The 19,233-nt window shown below is 63.3% G+C and carries 17 protein-coding genes; 3 read left to right on the forward strand and 14 right to left on the reverse strand.

Going from position 1 to position 19,233, the window contains the following annotated elements:
• Positions 1 to 112 precede the first annotated feature (112 nt).
• The 5 genes from hutF to hutC are packed head-to-tail and all read right to left on the reverse strand — an operon-like array spanning position 113 to position 4,834.
• The gene (gene hutF / locus LNV06_RS05500) at positions 113 to 1,492 is read right to left on the reverse strand and encodes a formimidoylglutamate deiminase (protein ID WP_263537203.1); all 1,380 of its coding nucleotides are present in this window, start codon (positions 1,490 to 1,492) and stop codon (positions 113 to 115) included.
• A complete protein-coding gene (hutG, locus tag LNV06_RS05505; RefSeq protein ID WP_263537204.1) occupies positions 1,489 to 2,295 on the reverse strand; it encodes an N-formylglutamate deformylase in 807 nt (268 codons plus the stop codon). The genes hutF and hutG overlap by 4 nt, the downstream gene beginning before the upstream one ends.
• Positions 2,296 to 2,335: 40 nt before the next feature.
• Positions 2,336 to 3,547 carry an imidazolonepropionase gene (gene hutI, locus LNV06_RS05510; protein ID WP_263537205.1) on the reverse strand — a complete coding sequence of 404 codons (1,212 nt, stop codon included), beginning with the start codon at positions 3,545 to 3,547 and terminating at the stop codon, positions 2,336 to 2,338.
• Positions 3,548 to 3,551: 4 nt separating this feature from the next.
• The gene (locus LNV06_RS05515; RefSeq protein ID WP_263537206.1) at positions 3,552 to 4,115 is read right to left on the reverse strand and encodes a HutD/Ves family protein; all 564 of its coding nucleotides are present in this window, start codon (positions 4,113 to 4,115) and stop codon (positions 3,552 to 3,554) included.
• Positions 4,112 to 4,834, reverse strand: a complete 723-nt coding sequence (gene hutC / locus LNV06_RS05520; protein WP_263537207.1) for a histidine utilization transcriptional repressor HutC — start codon at positions 4,832 to 4,834, stop codon at positions 4,112 to 4,114. The genes LNV06_RS05515 and hutC overlap by 4 nt, the downstream gene beginning before the upstream one ends.
• A 143-nt stretch (positions 4,835 to 4,977) precedes the next feature.
• On the opposite strand from hutC, the gene hutU reads away from it, so the two are divergent.
• From hutU to LNV06_RS05535, 3 genes are all read left to right on the forward strand, one after another.
• Positions 4,978 to 6,669, forward strand: a complete 1,692-nt coding sequence (gene hutU / locus LNV06_RS05525; RefSeq protein WP_263537208.1) for a urocanate hydratase — start codon at positions 4,978 to 4,980, stop codon at positions 6,667 to 6,669.
• Between the two features lie 32 nt (positions 6,670 to 6,701).
• A complete protein-coding gene (gene hutH, locus LNV06_RS05530) occupies positions 6,702 to 8,246 on the forward strand; it encodes a histidine ammonia-lyase (RefSeq protein WP_263537209.1) in 1,545 nt (514 codons plus the stop codon).
• 89 nt (positions 8,247 to 8,335) lie between these two features.
• Complete coding sequence (locus LNV06_RS05535) at positions 8,336 to 9,442, forward strand: ABC transporter substrate-binding protein (RefSeq protein WP_263537210.1); 1,107 nt, start codon at positions 8,336 to 8,338, stop codon at positions 9,440 to 9,442.
• A 16-nt stretch (positions 9,443 to 9,458) separates the two neighbouring features.
• Here LNV06_RS05535 and clsB read toward each other — a convergent pair whose 3' ends face one another.
• The 9 genes from clsB to LNV06_RS05580 form a co-directional block, all read right to left on the reverse strand.
• Positions 9,459 to 10,763 carry a cardiolipin synthase ClsB gene (clsB, locus tag LNV06_RS05540; RefSeq protein WP_263537211.1) on the reverse strand — a complete coding sequence of 435 codons (1,305 nt, stop codon included), beginning with the start codon at positions 10,761 to 10,763 and terminating at the stop codon, positions 9,459 to 9,461.
• A gap of 28 nt (positions 10,764 to 10,791) precedes the next feature.
• Positions 10,792 to 11,496: an endonuclease/exonuclease/phosphatase family protein gene (locus LNV06_RS05545; protein ID WP_263537523.1), complete on the reverse strand. Its 705-nt coding sequence runs from the start codon at positions 11,494 to 11,496 to the stop codon at positions 10,792 to 10,794.
• A 109-nt stretch (positions 11,497 to 11,605) separates the two neighbouring features.
• Positions 11,606 to 12,064 (reverse strand): dihydroneopterin triphosphate diphosphatase, encoded by a 459-nt coding sequence (gene nudB, locus LNV06_RS05550; RefSeq protein WP_263537212.1) that lies wholly within the window; start codon positions 12,062 to 12,064, stop codon positions 11,606 to 11,608.
• Positions 12,065 to 12,289: 225 nt separating this feature from the next.
• On the reverse strand, positions 12,290 to 14,089 hold the full coding sequence (aspS, locus tag LNV06_RS05555; RefSeq protein ID WP_263537213.1) for an aspartate--tRNA ligase: 1,800 nt from the start codon (positions 14,087 to 14,089) through the stop codon (positions 12,290 to 12,292).
• A 137-nt stretch (positions 14,090 to 14,226) separates the two neighbouring features.
• Positions 14,227 to 14,874 (reverse strand): DUF502 domain-containing protein, encoded by a 648-nt coding sequence (locus tag LNV06_RS05560; protein WP_263537214.1) that lies wholly within the window; start codon positions 14,872 to 14,874, stop codon positions 14,227 to 14,229.
• A 24-nt stretch (positions 14,875 to 14,898) separates the two neighbouring features.
• The gene (locus LNV06_RS05565; RefSeq protein ID WP_263537215.1) at positions 14,899 to 15,246 is read right to left on the reverse strand and encodes an FmdB family zinc ribbon protein; all 348 of its coding nucleotides are present in this window, start codon (positions 15,244 to 15,246) and stop codon (positions 14,899 to 14,901) included.
• Between the two features lie 121 nt (positions 15,247 to 15,367).
• Complete coding sequence (locus tag LNV06_RS05570) at positions 15,368 to 16,843, reverse strand: high affinity choline transporter 1 (protein ID WP_263537216.1); 1,476 nt, start codon at positions 16,841 to 16,843, stop codon at positions 15,368 to 15,370.
• A 154-nt stretch (positions 16,844 to 16,997) separates the two neighbouring features.
• Entirely contained in the window at positions 16,998 to 18,557 is a 1,560-nt protein-coding gene (ubiB, locus tag LNV06_RS05575) for a ubiquinone biosynthesis regulatory protein kinase UbiB (protein ID WP_263537217.1), read from the reverse strand.
• The gene (locus LNV06_RS05580) at positions 18,554 to 19,084 is read right to left on the reverse strand and encodes a hypothetical protein (RefSeq protein WP_263537218.1); all 531 of its coding nucleotides are present in this window, start codon (positions 19,082 to 19,084) and stop codon (positions 18,554 to 18,556) included. Before LNV06_RS05580 ends, ubiB begins: the two co-directional genes overlap by 4 nt.
• Between the last annotated feature and the right edge of the window lie 149 nt (positions 19,085 to 19,233).

Consider the following 19,233-nt stretch of genomic DNA (forward strand, 5'->3'; position numbering starts at 1 on the left):
GGGCGAACAGCCCTCTTGATCGACCAATATATTCGATACGCTGCTCGCACAAAAGAGATAAACAGCGGAGAAACCTGCCAAATTGCAACAGAAGCAGGAGCCGGGGCGCGGCTCAGACCAGCGCTTGCATGGTGCGGATGAATCGCTCGGTCACGGCGCTCTGGGCCGTGGGCGCCAAGGGCTGCGCCGGTTGCCAGCGCAGGCAGCCCGCCACATAGACTTCACGCAAGACCTGACCCTGGGAGGCAAAGACCAGGCCTTCCAGCGCCGACTCGGCCGGCAGGCCGGCGACACCGCTGGCCAGCGGGTCCAGAACCAGAAAATCGGCCCGGGCGCCCTGCTCCAGGCCCCATTGTTTGAACCCGGCCGGAGCCGCGCTGCCCTGGCGCGCCGCTTCAAACAGACGCGCCGCGGTGCTGGGCTGGCGCCCTGGCGCGGCCGCCACATTGCGCTGCTGCAGGCCGAGGCGCTGGCCATACTCCAACCAACGCAACTCTTCCACCCAGTTACGGGTGACATGGCTGTCCGAACCGATGCTGATCGGCACCCCGGCCGCCAGCCAACCCGGCAGGTCGATCAGGCCATCGCCCAAATTGCCCTCGGTGCCGGGGCAGATCACCACGCTGGCGCCCGAGGCCGCCACTTGAGCGATCTCGTCCCGGGTGCTGTGGGTGGCATGCACCAGATGCCAGCGGGCGTCGGGTAAGAAGCGACTGCAGAGCCATTGCATCGGGCGCTGGCCGGTGGCGGCCAGGCAGTCGCGCACTTCTTGCTGCTGCTCGCTGATGTGGATATGGATGGGAATGTCAGCCTCGCCCACCAAGGCCTGCAGGGCTTCGATATCGTCGCTATTGGCCGCTCGCAAGGAATGCAGGGCCACACCGGCATTCAACAAGGGCCGCTGGGCCGCATTGATACGCTGGTTGGCAGCCCAGACCCAGGCGGCATCGGTCTTGAAGCGGCGCTGATCTTCCCGCAGGCCCGGCTGGCCAAAGCCCGAGCGGGCGTACAGCACCGGCAGCAGCGTCAAGCCGATGCCGACCTCGGCGGCCGCATCGGCCAGGGCCCAACTCATGGCCAGCTCGTCGGCATAGGCTTGGCCGTCCGGCGCGTGCTGCAGGTAATGAAACTCGCAGACCTGGGTGTAGCCGCCGGCCAGCAACTCCTGATAGAGCTGCGCCGCCACATCGCGCAGCTGCTCGGGGCTGAGCTTCAGCGCCAGCCCGTACATGCGGTCGCGCCAGGACCAGAAATCATCGTCCCCGGCCTCGCGCCGCTCGGCCAGACCGGCGAAGGCGCGTTGAAATGCGTGGCTGTGGGTGTCGACCAGACTGGGGAGCACCGGGCCTGCCAAGCGCTGCATGCCCTCGGCGAAAGGCCGGCCGGCTTCGATCTGCTGCCAGTGACCGTTAGCCCCGACCGTGAGCGCCACATCGCGCTGCCAACGGCCCTCGACCCAGGCTTGTTCGGCCCAAAAGAAACGCTCACTCATGCCTGCGGCTTCCACTTCAAGTACTCGGTCAACAAGGTTTGCAGCAAGGGTCGCACCTGGGCCGCATGGGCTTCTTCATAAACGTAAGGCGGCGCCTCTTCCATATAGCAGCGCCAGCACATTTCCAGCTGCACCGCGTGTTGCTGCTGCTCGGGTTGGCCGTAATGGCGGGTGATGTAGCCACCCTTGAAGCGACCGTTGACCACTTGACTGTAGTCACCCTGACCGGCCAGCACCGCGCCCAAAGCTTGCGTGATGGCGGGATCACATGAACGCCCCTCTACCGTGCCCAGGTTCAGATCTGGCAGACGGCCCTCAAACAACCAGGGCAGCTCGGAGCGGATGCTGTGCGCGTCAAACAGCAGCGCATAGCCAAAAAGGTTTTTCAGGCGCTGCAGCTCGGCGTTCAAGGCCCGGTGATAGGGCAGCCAATACAACTGGCGGCGACGCAGCTTCTCGACCTCGTCGGGCTCCTGGCCCGGCAGGTAGAGCGGCTCGCCGCTGAAGAAGCGCGTGGGGCACAGCTCGGTATTGCTGGCACCCGGATACATAGGCGTGTCTTCAGGCGGGCGATTCAGGTCGATCAAAAAACGCGAGTAATGCGGGACGATCACGCTGGCGCCCAGGCTTTCAGCGATAGGGCGGTAGAGCCGCTCCAAATGCCAATCGGTGTCTTCGGTGGCCAAGGCGCGCGGCTGATAACGCGAGACCTGATCGGCAGGAATGGCGGTGCCCACATGGGGCATGCTGATCAGCAAGGGCGTACGGCCCTGGCTGAGTTGAAAGACGGGATGGTCGCTCATGGTTCTTGGCTTATCGCTACAGACAGACGGACAGACAAACTTACTTTCGCTCGGCACCGCCCCGCACCACCTGGCGCAACGGATTGCGGCCAAAGTAGTAAGACAGCTCGTTCGGGTGCTCGATGTCCCAGACGCAGAAGTCGGCGCGCTGGCCCGCAACCAGTTGGCCTCGGTCGGCCAGGCCCAAGGCCTTGGCGGCATTGACGGTCACGCCGCGCAGCGCTTCTTCCGGCGTCAAGCGGAACAGGGTGCAGGCCATGTTCAGCATCAGCAGTAGAGACAAGGTCGGCGAGGTGCCAGGATTGTGGTCGGTAGAAATCGCAATCGGCACGCCGGCATCGCGCAGCGCCTGCACCGGCGGCAGCTGGGTTTCACGCAGGAAGTAGTAGGCGCCGGGCAGCAAAGTCGCCACCGTGCCGCTGGCGGCCATGGCCTGGATGCCGGAAGCGCTCAGGTATTCCAAGTGATCGCAAGACAGGGCCTGAAACTCGGCCGCCAACTGGGTGCCGCCCTGGTCGCTCAATTGCTCGGCATGCAGCTTGACCGGCAGGCCCAAGGCGCGTGCCGCCTCAAAGACTTTGCGCGTTTGCGCCGGGCTGAAGCCTATGCCTTCGCAAAACGCATCCACCGCGTCGACCAAGCCGTCGCGGCGCAAGGCCGGCAGCCAGTCGCACACCGCCTGCACATATTCATCTTGCCGGCCCTCAAACTCGGCCGGCAAGGCATGCGCGCCCAGATAAGTGGTGCGCACATCGACGCCCAGGCCGGAGAGGCGCCGCGCCACGCGTAGCATCTTGGTCTCGGCCGCCTGACTCAGGCCGTAGCCGGACTTGACCTCCAAGGTGGTCACGCCCTCGGCGAGCAGCTTCAAGACGCGGTGCGCCGCCTGCGCGTAGAGCTGGTGCTCGGTGGCATTGCGAGTGGCGGACACGGTGGAACGGATGCCGCCGCCGGCGCGCGCAATTTCTTCGTAGCTGGCGCCATTCAAGCGCATCTCGAACTCATGAGCGCGCTGGCCGCCATAGATCAGATGGGTGTGGCAGTCGATCAGGCCGGGCGTGACCACCGCGCCGCCCAAGTCCACTTCGCTGACGACCGAAGCGCGCAGTTCCTCAGGCAAATCCGCCAGGGGCCCCACCCATTGCAGATGCTCGCCCTGCGAGGCAAAAGCGCCCTGCTCCAACAAGCCCCAGGGCTGATCGCCGGCCAGGGTCACCAGTTTGGCGTTGCGCCAGAGTTTGGTACGTCTCATCGCTTTAAGCTCCTGAAGAGGATTCGCTCCAGACCATCCACCAAGCTGCGCCTGTGCCCTCGAACTGGCAGAGCTGCGCGACCGGGCTCTCGCACCAGGCCAAGCTCAAAGGCTTAAGCGCCATGGCTCGCCCGCCGTGAATCAGGCGGCCGCCCTCGGCACTGAAGAGGCCCACCCAATGAGAATGCCCGGCGGCTGGGGTCAGGTCTTGCTTGGCGGGGGTCACCTGCATCTGGCCGCGGCTGCGCCGATGCATCAGATTGAAGTCGCGGGTCAGACCGCCGAGCAGGCTGCAGGCCGGCGCCAGCGCACCGTCAAACTGATGCAGGCCGTCGCCGGCACGCAAATCCAGATCACCGAGCCGCACACCCTCGCCTTGCAACACCGCGAACCAGCGCTCGATCCCGTCAAAGGCCGAGAACGGGCCATCGCGTTCAATGCCCGCCACGCTGATGCGAACGATCCAATCGCTGAGATGCGGCCAAGCAAGCAGCTCGCGAGTCTGGCCGCCGCCATTCTTCCAAGCCTGCGCGGCCACATCATCCGCGCTGATCAAACTCCAACTCATGCCTGAAAACTCCCCTGCAACAAATAGCGCGAGCCCGGGTGGGTCAATCGCACCGTGGTCACCGTCCGGCCCCGGCTGTAAGTGGTGCGCAAGAGCACCAAGCAGGGGTCGCGGCGGTCAATGCCCAAGAGCTTGGCTTCCTGGGCGCTGGGTAATTTGGACTCGATGGTGTAACGCGCTTCGCTCAAGGGCGCAAGTTCCAAGAGGTAATGGGTGGGCGTGGTCTGGGTGAAATCCAGCCTCAGATAGTCCGGCGCGCTGGCCGGGTTAACCAGCCGGTCTTCGCATTGAATGGCCACGCCGTTCTCCAGGTGCACGATCAAGCTGTGGAACAGCGGCGCACCCTCGGCTATCTCAAACAGCTGTGCCTGTTCGGCGTTGGCCGCGACCTGCTTCAACTCATGCACCACCGCCTCATGACGATGGCCGCGCTCGGCGATCTCGTCATGCACATCGCGCACCGTCAGCGTGGAGGAGATGCGGTGCAGCTGCGCCACAAAAGTCCCCACGCCCTGCACCCGCTCAATCAGCCCTTCCTGATGCAACTCGCGCAGCGCCCGGTTCACCGTCATGCGGCTGACGCCAAAGGTCTGCACCAACTCCGCCTCCGAAGGCAGCAGGTCGCCAGCCACCCAATGGCCGCTGGCGATGCGCTCGCGCAAATGGTTTTGCACCTTCTGGTACTGCGGCTCGGGGCCGGCGGGAGATTTTCTGACCATGGTTTGGATCGTACTTGACTGTACTTGTATAGACAAGTAGAGTTCGCGCACTTTCAGCGCAGCGCCCTGGGCCTCAAAACCCATGCCTGCCCATCCACCAAGCCCCCTCCCACCAAGCCCATTTCACTCGTTTGGAGAAGCTCATGTCCAAGACTCCCGCCCAGGCTCGCGTCGTTCGCGCCCCCACCGGCACTGAACTCAGCTGCAAGAGCTGGCTGACCGAAGCCGCCTACCGCATGATCCAAAACAACCTGGACCCGGTGGTGGCCGAGAACCCGAATGACTTGGTGGTCTACGGCGGCATCGGCAAGGCCGCGCGCAACTGGGATTGCTTCGAGGCCATTCTTGAGTCGCTCAAGAAGCTCGAAGCCGACGAAACCCTCTTGGTGCAGTCGGGCAAGCCGGTGGGCGTGTTCAAGACCCACGCCGACGCCCCGCGCGTGCTGATCGCCAACTCCAATCTGGTGCCGCATTGGGCCAACTGGGATCATTTCAACGAACTGGACCGCAAGGGCTTGATGATGTACGGCCAGATGACAGCCGGCAGCTGGATTTACATCGGCACCCAGGGCATCGTGCAAGGCACATATGAAACCTTCGCCGAAGCCGGCCGCCAGCACTATGGCGGTTCACTGAAGGGCCGCTGGGTGCTAACCGCGGGCTTGGGCGGCATGGGCGGCGCGCAGCCGCTGGCCGCCACCTTTGCCGGCGCTTGCTCGCTGAACATCGAGTGCCAGCAAAGCCGCATCGACTTCCGACTGAAGACCCGCTATGTCGACGAGCAGGCCACCGACTTGGACGACGCGCTGGCCCGCATCAAAAAGTACACCGCCGAGGGCAAGGCCATCTCGATCGCGCTGCTGGGCAATGCGGCCCGCATCCTGCCCGCGTTGGCCGAGCGCTGCAAAACCGACCCCAGCGTCAAGCCCGATCTGGTGACCGACCAAACCAGCGCCCACGACCTGATCAACGGCTACCTGCCGGCCGGCTGGAGCGTGGAGCAATGGAAGGCCGCCGCCGTCGACCCGGCCCAGCACGCCGAGCTGAAGGCGGCCGCCGCCGCCAGCTGCGCCGAACATGTGAAAGCCATGCTGCTGTTCCAGGCCATGGGGATCCCGACCGTCGACTACGGCAACAACATCCGCCAAGTCGCGCTGGAGCAAGGCGTGAAGAACGCCTTTGACTTCCCCGGCTTCGTGCCCGCCTATGTGCGCCCGCAGTTCTGCGAAGGCCGTGGTCCCTTCCGCTGGGTGGCGCTGTCTGGCGACCCGGAAGACATCTACAAGACCGACGCCAAGATCAAGGAACTGTTCCCGCACCACGCCCATGTGCACCGCTGGCTGGACATGGCCAAGGAGCGCATCGCCTTCCAAGGTCTGCCGGCACGCATCTGCTGGCTGGGCCTGGGCGAGCGCCACATCGCCGGACTGGCCTTCAATGAGATGGTGAAGAACGGCGAGCTCAAAGCCCCCATCGTCATCGGCCGCGACCATCTGGACAGCGGCTCGGTGGCCAGCCCGAATCGCGAAACCGAGAGCATGCAAGACGGCTCGGACGCCGTCTCCGACTGGCCGCTGTTGAACGCCTTGCTGAACACCGCCGGCGGAGCCACCTGGGTGAGCTTGCACCATGGCGGCGGCGTGGGCATGGGCTTCAGCCAGCACAGCGGCGTGGTCATCGTGGCCGATGGCACCGACGCTGCCGCGCAGCGCCTCTCGCGCGTGCTCTACAACGACCCTGGCACCGGCGTGATGCGCCATGCCGATGCCGGCTACGAAATCGCTAAGACCACCGCTCGCGAGCGTGGCCTGAACATGCCGATGCTCGATCAATAAGCCATCCCATAACGCGAACAAAGAGCTGACCCATGAATATCGAAATCACCCCAGGCCACCTCACGCTGGACCAACTGCGCCACATCCGTAACGGCGATGTCCGCTTGAGCTTGCACGCCAGCGCCACCGACATCATCCGCCGCAGCGCCGCCGTGGTGCAGGCCGCGGCCGCCGGCGACGCCCCGGTCTACGGCGTCAACACCGGCTTTGGCAAGCTGGCCTCCACCCGCATCAGCAAGGCCGACCTGGCCACGCTGCAGTTCAACCTGATCCGCTCGCACTGCGTCGGCGTCGGTGCGCCCTTGCAGCCCTCGGTGGTGCGCTTGATGCTGGCCACCAAGGCGGCCTCGCTGGCGCGCGGCCACTCCGGCGTGCGCGAAGAAGTGGTGAACAGCCTGCTGGCGGTCTTCAACGCCGGCCTGATCCCCTATGTACCCGCGCAAGGCTCGGTGGGCGCCTCGGGCGACCTGGCGCCGCTCTCGCACATGACCTTGGCCCTGCTGGGTGAAGGCGAGATGCTGGTCGACGGCCAGCGCGTGCCGGCCCTGCCCGAGCTGCAAAAGCACGGCATTGCCCCGCTGGTGCTGCAGGCCAAGGAAGGCCTGGCCTTGATCAACGGCACCCAGACCAGCACCGCCCTGGCCCTGGAAGGCCTGCTGCGCTTTGAAGTCGTCTATGCCGCGGCCATCGTCAGCGGCGCCCTGAGCCTGGACGCCGCACGCGGCAGCGACGGCCCCTTCGACGCCCGCATCCACGAGGTGCGCGGCCAACCCGGCCAGATCGAGGCCGCCGCGGCCTATCGCCAGATTCTGGCCGGCAGCGCCATCCGCGCCTCGCACCAAGAGGGCGACGAGCGCGTGCAAGACCCTTACTGCCTGCGCTGCCAACCGCAGGTGATGGGTGCATGCCTGGACCAAGCGCGTTATGTGCGCGATGTGCTCTTGCGCGAAGCCAATGCCGTCACCGACAACCCGCTGGTGTTTGCCAATGAAGACGGCTCCAGCACCATGGTCAGCGGCGGCAACTTCCACGCCGAACCGGTGGCCCTGGCCGCCGATGCGCTGGCCTGCGCCATCGCCGAAGTTGGCGCGATTGCCGAGCGCCGCATCGCCATGTTGATCGACGCCGGCGTGTCGCGCCTGCCGCCCTTCTTGACCGCCAACGCCGGTCTGAACTCGGGCTTCATGATTGCGCACGTGACTGCCGCCGCCCTGGCCAGCGAAAACAAGAGCCTGGCCCACCCGGCCAGCGTCGACAGCCTGCCCACCAGCGCCAACCAGGAAGATCATGTCTCCATGGCCACCTTCGGCGCGCGCCGTCTGGGCCAGATGCTGGACAACACCGGCCACATCATCGGCATCGAATTGCTGGCCGCCGCCCAAGGCTTCGAGTTCCTGCGTCCGCTGCAAAGCTCGGCTGCCTTGGAGCAGGTCTATGCCTTGGTACGCGAACAATGCCCGGCCATGCCGACCGACCACTATCTGGCACCCGATATCGAGCATGCGTTTGACTTGGTTGGCAGCGGCAAGCTGAGCCAGTTGACGCAAGACGTCGGCGGCTTGGTGGTGTTTTCCTGAGCCAGTAGGGAGGCAGCGCGGTAGCGGCGGAGCAGCAGCACATTGGGCTGACAATACAGGCCCGCCGACGCCGTACTGGACCTGCCCTTATGCGCATGCTTCGCGCCGCCCTGCTGCTCTTGCTGCTGCCGTGCATGGCGACGTGGTCGCAGGCCTTGACCGTCGCAATGATCAACCCCGGGCGCTCGGATGAAGCGTTTTGGCTCTCCGCCAGCCTGGCCACGCAGGCGGCTGCCGATAGCTTGGGGGTCAAGCTTGAAGTCTTGTATGCCGAACGCGAGCCGGCACGGGCGCTCCTGATTGCGCAGCAAATTGCCCAAAGACCCAGCGCCCAGCGGCCTGACTATGTGATCCTGGTGAACGAAAAAGGCACCTTGGTCGAGAATGCTCAGACCCTAGGAGCGGTCGGCATCAAGACCTTTGCAGCCTATAGCGGCTTGCTGCCGCAAGAGCGCTCGCAATGGGCGCCGCGCAAGGGCCTGCCCCTGCTGCTGGGCAGCTTGGAGCCGCGCGGTCGCGACGCCGGCTACCTCACGGCGCGCGCGCTGATCCAGCAAGCGCTGGACGAGAAGCGTGTACCGAGCGGCAGCCGCTTGCAAATGCTGGCAATCGCCGGCGACCGATCGACACCAACATCGATTCAACGCAACGAGGGGCTGCGCCAAGCGGTGGCCGAATACCCGCAAGTGGAGTTGAAGGAAACCGTTTTTGCCGATTGGCGGCGCGATCTGGCCAAGAGCAAAATACGAACGCTGTTGCAGCGCCATCCGCAGGTTCAACTGCTGTGGACCGCCAGCGATCAAATGGCCTTGGGCGCCGTTGATGCCATGGAGGCCCAAGGCCTCAGGCCGGGTCGGGACCTGCTGGTGTCGTCCATCAACACCTCGACCGAAGCACTCCAAGCACGCATTGACGGCCGCTTCAGCGCACTGGCCGGAGGCCATTTCATGACCGGTGCTTGGGCCCTGGTGATGATTTACGACCATGCCCACGGACGCGACTTCAGCGACGAAGGCCTGGAGCAAGTGCGGCCGATGTTTGTCTTGTTTGACCCGGCGCAAGCAGGACAGTTTCTGACTCGCTTCGGTCAGGGCTCGAGCCCTGACCTGGGCAAGCTGGACTTTCGCCCCCACAGCAAGCACCTGAACCCCCAACTGAAGCGCTACAGCTTCGGCATCGAGGCCTGGCTGAAGTAGCGCCTCGAATCAGGCCTCAGTAACGCCCGGTGGCCCCTGCCACTCGCAAATAGACATAGGCGGCCCAAGCCACCAAGGCACGACGCAGCACGCCACGCAGGCCGACGCCACCCAGCGAGTCCATATCCACCTGCCGCGAGACCTGTGCCGCCGTATCGAATTCAGCCGCCACATGGCGCGCGAATTCAGCGTCTTGCACGATCACATTGGCTTCCAGATTGAGCAGCAGCGAGAGCGGGTCGATATTGGAGCTGCCGACCGTGGCCCAACTCTCATCGACGACACAGACCTTGGCATGCAAATAGGCCGGGGTGTACTCATAAATACTCACGCCGTGGCCCAGCAGTTCGGCATACAAGGCCTGCGCGGCCATGCCGGCAATGCGGTAGTCCAGTTTGCCCTGCAGCAGCAAACGCACCTGCACGCCGCGCCGTGAAGCATCCCGCAAGGCCTTGCGAAAGGCATGACCAGGGTAAAAGTATGGCGTGATGAGATCGACCCGGCGCTGAGCGGACCGAATGGCGTCGATGTAGGCGCGTTCAATGGTGCGGCGCCGGCGCAGGTTGTCGCGCAGCACAAAGGCCGCGCAGACCGGAGCTAGTGCAGGCTCATCGCTTGCCGCATCGTCCTTTGGTTTCAGCCAAGAGCGACGCCCAGCTCTGGGCAAGCGCAGTCCTTGCACCAGCCGGCGCAGCCGGACACCCGGCTCGGCACTGCGCACCAAGGCCAGCAACTCCTCGCCAAAGTCTCGCCCCAACCAGGCGCGGCTCCAAACCGCCCGCACCGCCTGAGCGACAGACGCGACCAAGGGCCCGCAAACAGCCACAGCGAAATCCAGCCGAGGCTGCTCGGTATCACCATGGTTCAGATCGACCCGGTCCCCAATGACATTGATGCCGCCGACAAAGGCATGCTCGCCGTCCACCACGCATATCTTTTGGTGCAGGCGCCGCAACTGCCCTGGCTGCAACCAGCTGTACCAGCGGTCGATGGGGCGAAACACCGCCAAGGCCACCCCGCTGCCCTCAAACTGCGCTTGCAGCCAGGGCAGACTGGCGCGAGAACCAAAGCCATCGACCACCACCCGCACCCGTACCCCGCGCCGGGCTGCGGCCACCAATTGCGCCGCCACTTCAGCGCCCGCCGCGTCGAAGTGAAAGATATAAGTGGCCAGCCAGACCTCATGGGTCGCCCCAGCGATGGCCTGCGCCTGCGCAGGAAATAACTCATCACCCCCACGCAGCAACTGGACCTCATTGCCGCCGACAAACTCGGCCTTGGGCACGGCGTGCCAGGACAGCAACGGATCGGAATCGGACAAGGAGCTCAATTGCGCAGACCCACCAGACTTACTCAAGCTCCAACTCGGCCAGCAGCGGCAGGTGATCGGACATGCGCGCCCAGGCGGGGCCTTTGGGCACCTGCATGCTCACGCAGCGCAAGCCCCGCGTGTAGATGCGATCCAGTGAGAAAAACGGCAGCCGCGATGGAAAGGTCGCATGGCGCCCGCGGCCCTGCGGTGGCACGGCGCGCTGCAAGCCGGACTCACGCATGGGCGCATCCAGACGCTCGCCCCAATCATTGAAATCACCGGCCACCAAGAGCAAGGCATCGGCCGGCACATGTTTGGCGATGAACTCGCCGAGGCGCTGCACCTGACGCACCCGGCCACTGTGCATCAAACCCAGATGAGCCACCACGGTGTGCACCTCCAGGCCCTGCCATTGCACCGGCACATGCAAGAGCCCGCGCTGCTCAAAACGATGATCCGACACATCATGGTGCCCGACATCACCCAGCGGAAAGCGCGACAGCAAGGCATTGCCATGCTCGCCGTGCTTGGTCACCGCATTGGTCCGGTAGGCCACCTCGTATCCATCTGGCGCCAGGAACTCCGCCTGGCCTTGATCGGGCCAGCCGAACCAGGTGCGTTGAAATTCCCGGGCTTCGCGGTGATGGAAATGGCGCACCTCTTGCAGAAACACCAGGTCGGCCTTCAAGGCCTCCACACCCATGCCGAGGTTATGAATCTCCAAGCGTTTTTGCGGCCCCATGCCGCGCACACCCTTGTGGATGTTGTAGGTCGCAACACGCAGATGCGGCCGGCTGAACTGGCTGTTGGTGGGCAGGACCGAATGGCTGAAGGCATTGCCTGCACTCATCTCAAGACTCCTGACTCAGCTGATTCGGCAGGTGCAGCACGGCTTCGGCATTGGACGGCGAGAAGCACAAATCGGCCGCTTCGCGCCAAGGCAGCCAGCGGTACTGCAGATGCTCGCGCGGGGCCAGGCGCACCGCCGTGCCCGCTGGAACCTGCAGACCGAACACATGCTCGGTGTTGTGAGTCACGCCGGGGGCATAGCGGTGCCGCCACACCGGGTATATCTCATAACGGTTGGCCAAGCGCCAATCGTGAAAGTTCTCCAAGGGCGAGTTGATGCCGGTTTCTTCCAGCACCTCGCGCCGGGCCGTTTCGAGCAGCACTTCGTCTTCGGCGTCTTTAGAACCCGTCACGCTTTGCCAGAAGCCGGGTTGGTCGGCTCGCTCCAGCATCAAGACCTGCAGATCCGGCGTGTGGATCACCACCAGCACCGATTCAGGAATCTTGTAAGGACGGCTCATCGCAGGGGCAAGGACTTGGACACTCATGCCCAAAGCATAGCGGAGAGAGGCTCGGTCGGTGATGACCTTCGCACTTGGCCCTTGCACTTCACTGCTGATTGGCCGCAAGAAAATCAGGTCGAAAAAAAGGCAGCCTAAGCTGCCTTTTGGGGTGCGCGAGGCACCCAAGTGGAGCCGTCAGAAGCCGGCGTTAGAAACGCTGGCTTAGGGGCGGCCTTCTCGAGTTCAAGCCTGCGGTGCTGCCGCTGCCGCGTTGCGCAAGCGGATGTGCAGCTCGCGCAGCTGCTTGTCGTCCACATTGCTCGGTGCGCCGGTCAGCAAGCACTGGGCGCGCTGGGTCTTGGGGAAGGCAATCACGTCGCGGATGGACTCGGCCTTGGTCATCATGGTGACGATGCGGTCCAGGCCAAAGGCCAGGCCACCGTGCGGCGGAGCGCCGTACTGCAGCGCGTCCAGCAGGAAGCCGAACTTGACTTGAGCATCTTCCTTGCTGATCTTGAGCGCGTCGAAGACCTTGCTCTGCACTTCAGCGCGGTGGATACGGATGGAGCCGCCGCCCAGTTCCCAGCCGTTCAGCACCATGTCGTAGGCCTTGGCGATGCAGGCACCGGGGTCGGTGACCATCAGGTCTTCATGACCATCCTTGGGCGCGGTGAAGGGGTGGTGCACGGCCGCCCAGCGGTCGTTCTCTTCGTCGTGCTCGAACATCGGGAAGTCCACCACCCACAGCGGTGCCCAGCGGTCTTCGAACAGACCATTGGCCTTGCCGAATTCGCTGTGGCCCACCTTCAGGCGCAGGGCGCCGATGGCGTCATTGACGATCTTGGCCTTGTCGGCACCGAAGAAGATCAGGTCGCCATCTTGCGCGCCGGTGCGGGCCAGGATGTCAGCCACGGCCTTGTCGTGCAGGTTCTTGACGATAGGGCTTTGCAGACCTTCGCGGCCCTTGGCCACTTCATTGACCTTGATCCAGGCCAGGCCCTTGGCGCCATAGATCTTGACGAACTCGGTGTAGGCGTCGATCTCGCCGCGGCTGATCGAGGCACCGCCGGGCACGCGCAGAGCGACGACTCGGCCGCCCTTGGTGGTGGCGGGGGTCGAGAAGACCTTGAAGTCCACATCGCCCATCACATCGGTCAGTTCCGTGAACTGCAGCTTGACGCGCAGGTCGGGCTTGTCCGAACCGTAGAGATGCATGGCATCGGCGTACTTCATCACCGGGTAGGTGCCCAGGTCCACATTCAGCGCCTTCATGAAGACGTGGCGAATCATGCCTTCGAACATGTCACGAATTTCCTGTTCGGTCAGGAAGCTCGTTTCGATATCGATCTGGGTGAATTCAGGCTGGCGATCGGCGCGCAGGTCTTCGTCACGGAAGCACTTGGTGATCTGGTAGTAGCGGTCGTAGCCGGCCACCATCAGCAGCTGCTTGAACAGCTGAGGGCTTTGCGGCAGTGCGAAGAACATGCCGTCGTGCACGCGGCTAGGCACCAGGTAGTCACGCGCGCCTTCGGGCGTGCTCTTGGTCAGCATCGGCGTTTCGATGTCGATGAAGCCATGCTCGTCCAGGAATTTGCGCGCTTCCATCGCCACGCGGTAGCGCAGCATCAGGTTGTTTTGCATATAGGGGCGACGCAGGTCCAGCACGCGGTGGGTCAGGCGCGTGGTTTCGGACAGGTTCTCGTCGTCGATCTGGAACGGGGGCGTCACCGAGGGGTTCAGCACTTCCAGCTCGTGGCAGAGCACTTCGATCTTGCCGCTGGTCAGGTTGTTGTTCTCGGTGCCGGCGGGGCGCAGGCGCACCTTGCCCACGACCTTCAAGCAGAACTCGTTGCGCACCTCTTCAGCCACCTTGAACATATCGGCGCGATCGGGGTCGCAGACGACTTGCACCAGGCCTTCGCGGTCGCGCAGGTCGATGAAGATGACGCCGCCGTGGTCACGGCGGCGATGGGCCCAGCCCATCAAGGTAACGGTCTGGTCTTGCAGCTTCTCGCTGACTTGGCCGGCGTAGCAGGTTCTCATGGGATCTCTCCAGTGTCTTGGTTTTCTGCTCAGCGCTTCATGGATTGCGCTTGAGCCGTCTTCATTCGGTAGGGAGGCGCTGGCAGGCTGTGTTCCAAGCCCTCAGGGTTGAGCGCGTGCCGGGGCGCTCAACCCGGCTAATTTCGTGCGTGCTCTGGGCCTTCGACAGCTGCACCTTCGGGCGCCACCACCCCCATCGAGATGATGTGCTTGAGTGCCGCGTCCACACTCATCTTCAAGGGCCGCACGCTGCTCCTCGGCATCATCAAAAAGAAACCCGAGGTGGGGTTGGGCGTGGTCGGCACATACAGGCTGACATGCTCTTCACCCAAGGCCTCGGCCACCTCGCCACCGGGCTTGCCGGTCACGAAAGCAATGGTCCAACTGCCCTGATGCGGATACTGCACCAACACGGCCTCACGAAAAGCATTGCCGCTGCTGGAAAACAAGGTGTCGGACACCTGTTTGACCGAGCTGTAAATGCTCTTGACGATGGGGATGTTGGAGAGCAGCCGGTCCCATTGCTTCAGCCACCACTGGCCGAAGATATTGGCGACGAACATGCCGGTCAAAGCCATGCCGCCCACCAAGATCAGCAGCCCGAGGCCGGGAATGTGGCGCAGCTCGTCGATGTTGTGCGACATCGAGGCCGGCAGCACCGCTTGCGAGGCCGTCAACAAAGAGGTGAACACCCCGTCGATCAAGCCCAACACCCACAACAGCACCCAGATGGTGATGGCCAAAGGCAGCCAGACCAAGAGGCCGGTGATGATGTATTTTTTCACAAGGGTCCTAGCGAGAGAAAAGCGTCAGTGGCAGGCGCAAGAGCCGCCACAGGCCGTGCCGCCGCCGGAGGACGATGACGACGAAGCCTCGGCGGCTGGCGCAGCAGCCGGAGCCGCCGATTCAGCCGCTGCGCTCGGCGCGGCCGCGGTGGCCCCGGTCGCCGCTCCTGTGGCTGCGCCGGCACCAGCGCCGCCCTTGAAGTCGGTCACATACCAGCCCGAGCCCTTGAGCTGGAAGCCGGCAGCAGTGATTTGCTTTTGGAAAGATTCAGCGCCACAGGCCGGGCAGGTGCTCAGCGGTGCGTCAGACATCTTCTGAAGCACATCTTTGGCGTGACCGCATGTACTGCAGCGGTAGGCATAGATCGGCATGGTCTTAGAACCCGTTGATCAACAAAAAGGCGAAATTATAGAGGCGAGCCCGTCAAGCGCCGGATCCTGCGATCTCGATGCGCCGCGAACCTAGGCAGATGTCTGGGCAAATAGGCCCAATTCAAGCCGAGGCTTCGTCGGGCAAACCGGCCACGTGGGCCTTGTGCTCTTGGCGATTGCGCAGCCATTGCGGCGCCAGGCTGCCCAGCAGCATGCCGAGGACGCTGGCCAGCAAGCCGGCCAATTGCTCGGGGAACACCTCGCCCAGCGGATTGATTTGTGGCATGAAGGCAATCCAGGTGCCGATACCTGCTGCCATGGAGAAGATGGCGCCCTGGGTGCTGGCGCGCTTCCAGTACAGGCCGAACACCAGCGGCACAAACGCCCCCACCAAGGTCACCTTGTAGGCCGAGGCCACCAATTCAAAGATCGAGGTGCCCTTCATCGCAATGGCATAAGCCAAGACCAGCGCCGCGAAGACCACGATGGTCAAGCGCATGGCCTTCAGTTGCTCGCGATCACGCATCTGTGGGCGCAGGTTCTTCAGAATGTTTTCAACAAAGCTGGTGGCCGGCGCCAGCAAAGTGGCCGAAGAAGTGCTCTTGATAGCGGACAACAAAGCGCCAAAGAACAGAATCTGCATCACCAAGGGCATCTTGGACAGGACATAGGCCGGCAGGAGCTTTTGATAGTCATCGCGGGCAATATCCAGGGCTTCTTGGCCCATCACGATCACCGAGCTGGCCACGATGAACATGGGCACGAAAGCAAACAAGATGTAGCTGATGCCACCGATGACCGCGCCATTGCGAGCGGTCTTCTCGTCTTTGGCCGACATCACACGCTGAAACACGTCTTGCTGCGGGATGCTGCCCAGCATCATGGTGACGGCCGCGCCGACGAACATGGCCACATCGGTGAAGGTGGGTTCAGGCCAGAAGCGGAACAGGTCGCGGCTCTGCGCCATGGCCCAGACTTTGTCGGTTCCGCCTGCCAGATCGGCCGAGAACACCGCAATGATGGACATGCCCACTACCAAGACAATCATCTGGATGAAGTCGGTCCAGGCCACGGCCAAGAAGCCCCCCACCACCACATAGATCAGCACCGCCAGGGTGCCGACGATCATGCCGGCCGTCTCGCTCATCGCGCCTTGCGTCAGCACTGAGAAGACCAGGCCCAAAGCCGTGATTTGCGCGGCCACCCAACCCAGATAGCTGAGGATGATGGCGGTGGAGCAGGCAACTTCCACCCCCTTGCCGTAGCGCTGACGATAGAAGTCGCCAATGGTCAGCAGGTTCTGGCGGTACAGCTTGGTGGCAAAAAACAAGCCCACCAGGATCAGGCAAGTGCCGGCGCCGAATGGGTCTTCCACAATAGCGCCCAGCCCGCTTTGCACGAATTTGGCGGGGATGCCCATCACCGTTTCTGCGCCAAACCAGGTCGCGAAGGTGGTGGTGATCACCATCATCAGCGGCAGGCTGCGGCCGGCGATGGCGAAGTCACTGGTGTTCTTGATGCGGGTGCCAGCCCAAACACCCAGCGCCAAGGTGCCCAAGAGGTAAATCACAACGAAGACGATCAGCGTGGTGTTCATGGGGAGAACTCTTGGGGTTGGATAGGGGTCGGCAAAACGGATCGGCGCGGATTATGCAAGAAGCGCCGCGCATCAGACCAAGCTAAGGCCTCTAAAGGCTCGCCGCCGTTTCAAGGCCGCGATCAGGGCCGCTTTCCAGGCCCCTCCATCGACCTCAAAACAGCGGGTGGACCCGCATCAAGACATTGGCCCCCAAAAGCCCCAAAGTGAAGCCCACAGCACCATAGAGCAGGGCTTGCAAGAGCCGATTGGTGCGGCGTTGTTCCGCAATCAAGAGCCGCATCGCCTGAGCCTCATCGCCCGAGGCCTGGCGTTTCAGCGCGTCATGCAGCAGGCGCGGCAGCTCGGGGAAGAGCTGTGCATAGCGCGGTGCTTCTTTCTTGATCTGATTCACAAAAGCACGCCAGCCGACCTGCTCATTCATCCAACGCTCAAGAAATGGCTTGGCGGTCGCCCACAAATCCAACTCCGGGTCCAGCTGCCGACCCAGGCCTTCAATATTGAGCAAGGTCTTTTGCAAGAGCACCAACTGCGGCTGGATCTCTACATTGAAGCGACGCGAAGTTTGGAACAAGCGCATCAGCACTTGGCCCAGGGAGATGTCTTTCAAGGGGCGGTCGAAATGCGGCTCGCAAACTGCGCGCACCGCGCTTTCCAACTCATCGACCCTTGTTCCGGCCGGCACCCAGCCCGAGGCGATGTGCAACTCGGCGACCCGCTTGTAGTCCCGCTGGAAGAAGGCAATGAAGTTCTGCGCCAAATACTCTTTGTCGACCTCGGTGAGCGTGCCGATGATGCCGAAATCCAGCGCGATATAGCGGCCGAAGGTGGCCGGATTCAAGCTGACCTGGATATTGCCGGGGTGCATGTCCGCATGGAAGAAGCCATCGCGAAACACCTGGGTGAAAAAGATGGTGACGCCGTCACGCGCCAGCTTGGGAATGTCGATGCCGGCATCCTTGAGGCGCTCCAGCTGCGAAATCGGCACGCCGTGCATACGCTCCATGACGATGACGTCGGAGCTGCACATATCCCACATCATCTCGGGCACCATGACCAGGTCCAGCCCGGTCATATTGCGGCGCAGTTGCGCGGCATTGGCCGCCTCGCGCACCAGGTCCAACTCGTCGTGCAAATAGTTGCTGAACTCGGCCACCACCTCGCGCGGCTTCAGGCGTCGGCCGTCAGCCGAAAGACGCTCCACCCAGACTGCCACGGTGCGCAGCAGCGCCAAATCGTCATCGATGGTGTCCAGCATGCCGGGCCGCAAGACCTTGACCGCGACCTCCCGACCGTCCTTCAGGGTGGCGAAGTGAACCTGGGCGATTGAGGCACTGGCCACCGGCTCAGCATCGAAACTGCCGAATAACTCCTCAACGAGCCGCCCGAAGGCCTTCTCAACCAAGGCTCGCGACTCAGCGGCCGGGAACGGCGGCACCCGGTCCTGCAGCTTGGCCAGTTCTTCGACCATGTCTTCCGGCACCAAATCGCGACGGGTGGACAAGACCTGGCCGAATTTGACGAAGATAGGCCCCAAATGCTCCAAGGCCAAACGCAGACGCACGCCACGCGGCTGATCCCAACTGCGGCCCACCGAGATGGCGCGGCGCAGCAAACGAAAACGCCGCCGCCGCAGCCCCGACAAGGCCAACTCATCGAGCCCGAAGCGCAGAATCGTCCAAACAATGACGAACAGGCGGGCGAAGTACCTCATGCGGCGCCGCGTCCAACCGGACCGCGGGCCTTGATGCCGCGCGCCAGCGTCGCCACTGCGCTGGCGGTGGCTCGGCCCCATGCGGCCAGTTGATGGGCCGCGGCTGGGCTCAAAAAGCCGGCCAGATCATCTTCGAGATCCCAACGCAGGTTCTCCATCAGCCAGCTGATCTCGCCGGCCAGCGCTGCATCGCCTTGAACCGACACGCGCGGTCGCTCACCCAGCAAAGAGCCTAAAGCCATCAAGGCCGGGTTGGAGGCATCCAATTCGATGGTGAGCACCTCGCCGCCGGCAAGATGTGTCGCATCGAGACGCTCAAACAGTCCGGCGGGTGTCAGCCCCATGACCAAATCTGGTGCGGGAGGCAAGGCCGCTGGCCAGCCCTGCAGGTGGAAAACAACAAGCCGCCCTGCAAATGGCCGCAAACGGGCCATCGCATGGGTTTCGCGGGAAATGACATGATTGAGCAACAGGATCATGCGATCCTGTACGGCCGGCGTCATTGAGGCAATCCAAGTTTGAAGCATTCGGGGATTGTAGGCAGTCGGTCAGTTCTTCTGAACTAGGGGTCATTGGTGAAGAGAGGGCTCACATAGTTGAGCGAGAATCAGCGCCACTTCCGAAGGGACTGGTGCTGGGGCTGACCCCAATGCCAAAGAGTCTATTGTTCAGAAAA

The sequence above is a fragment of the Paucibacter sp. Y2R2-4 genome (assembly GCF_025717535.1).
Classification (GTDB): Bacteria; Pseudomonadota; Gammaproteobacteria; order Burkholderiales; family Burkholderiaceae_C; genus Paucibacter_A.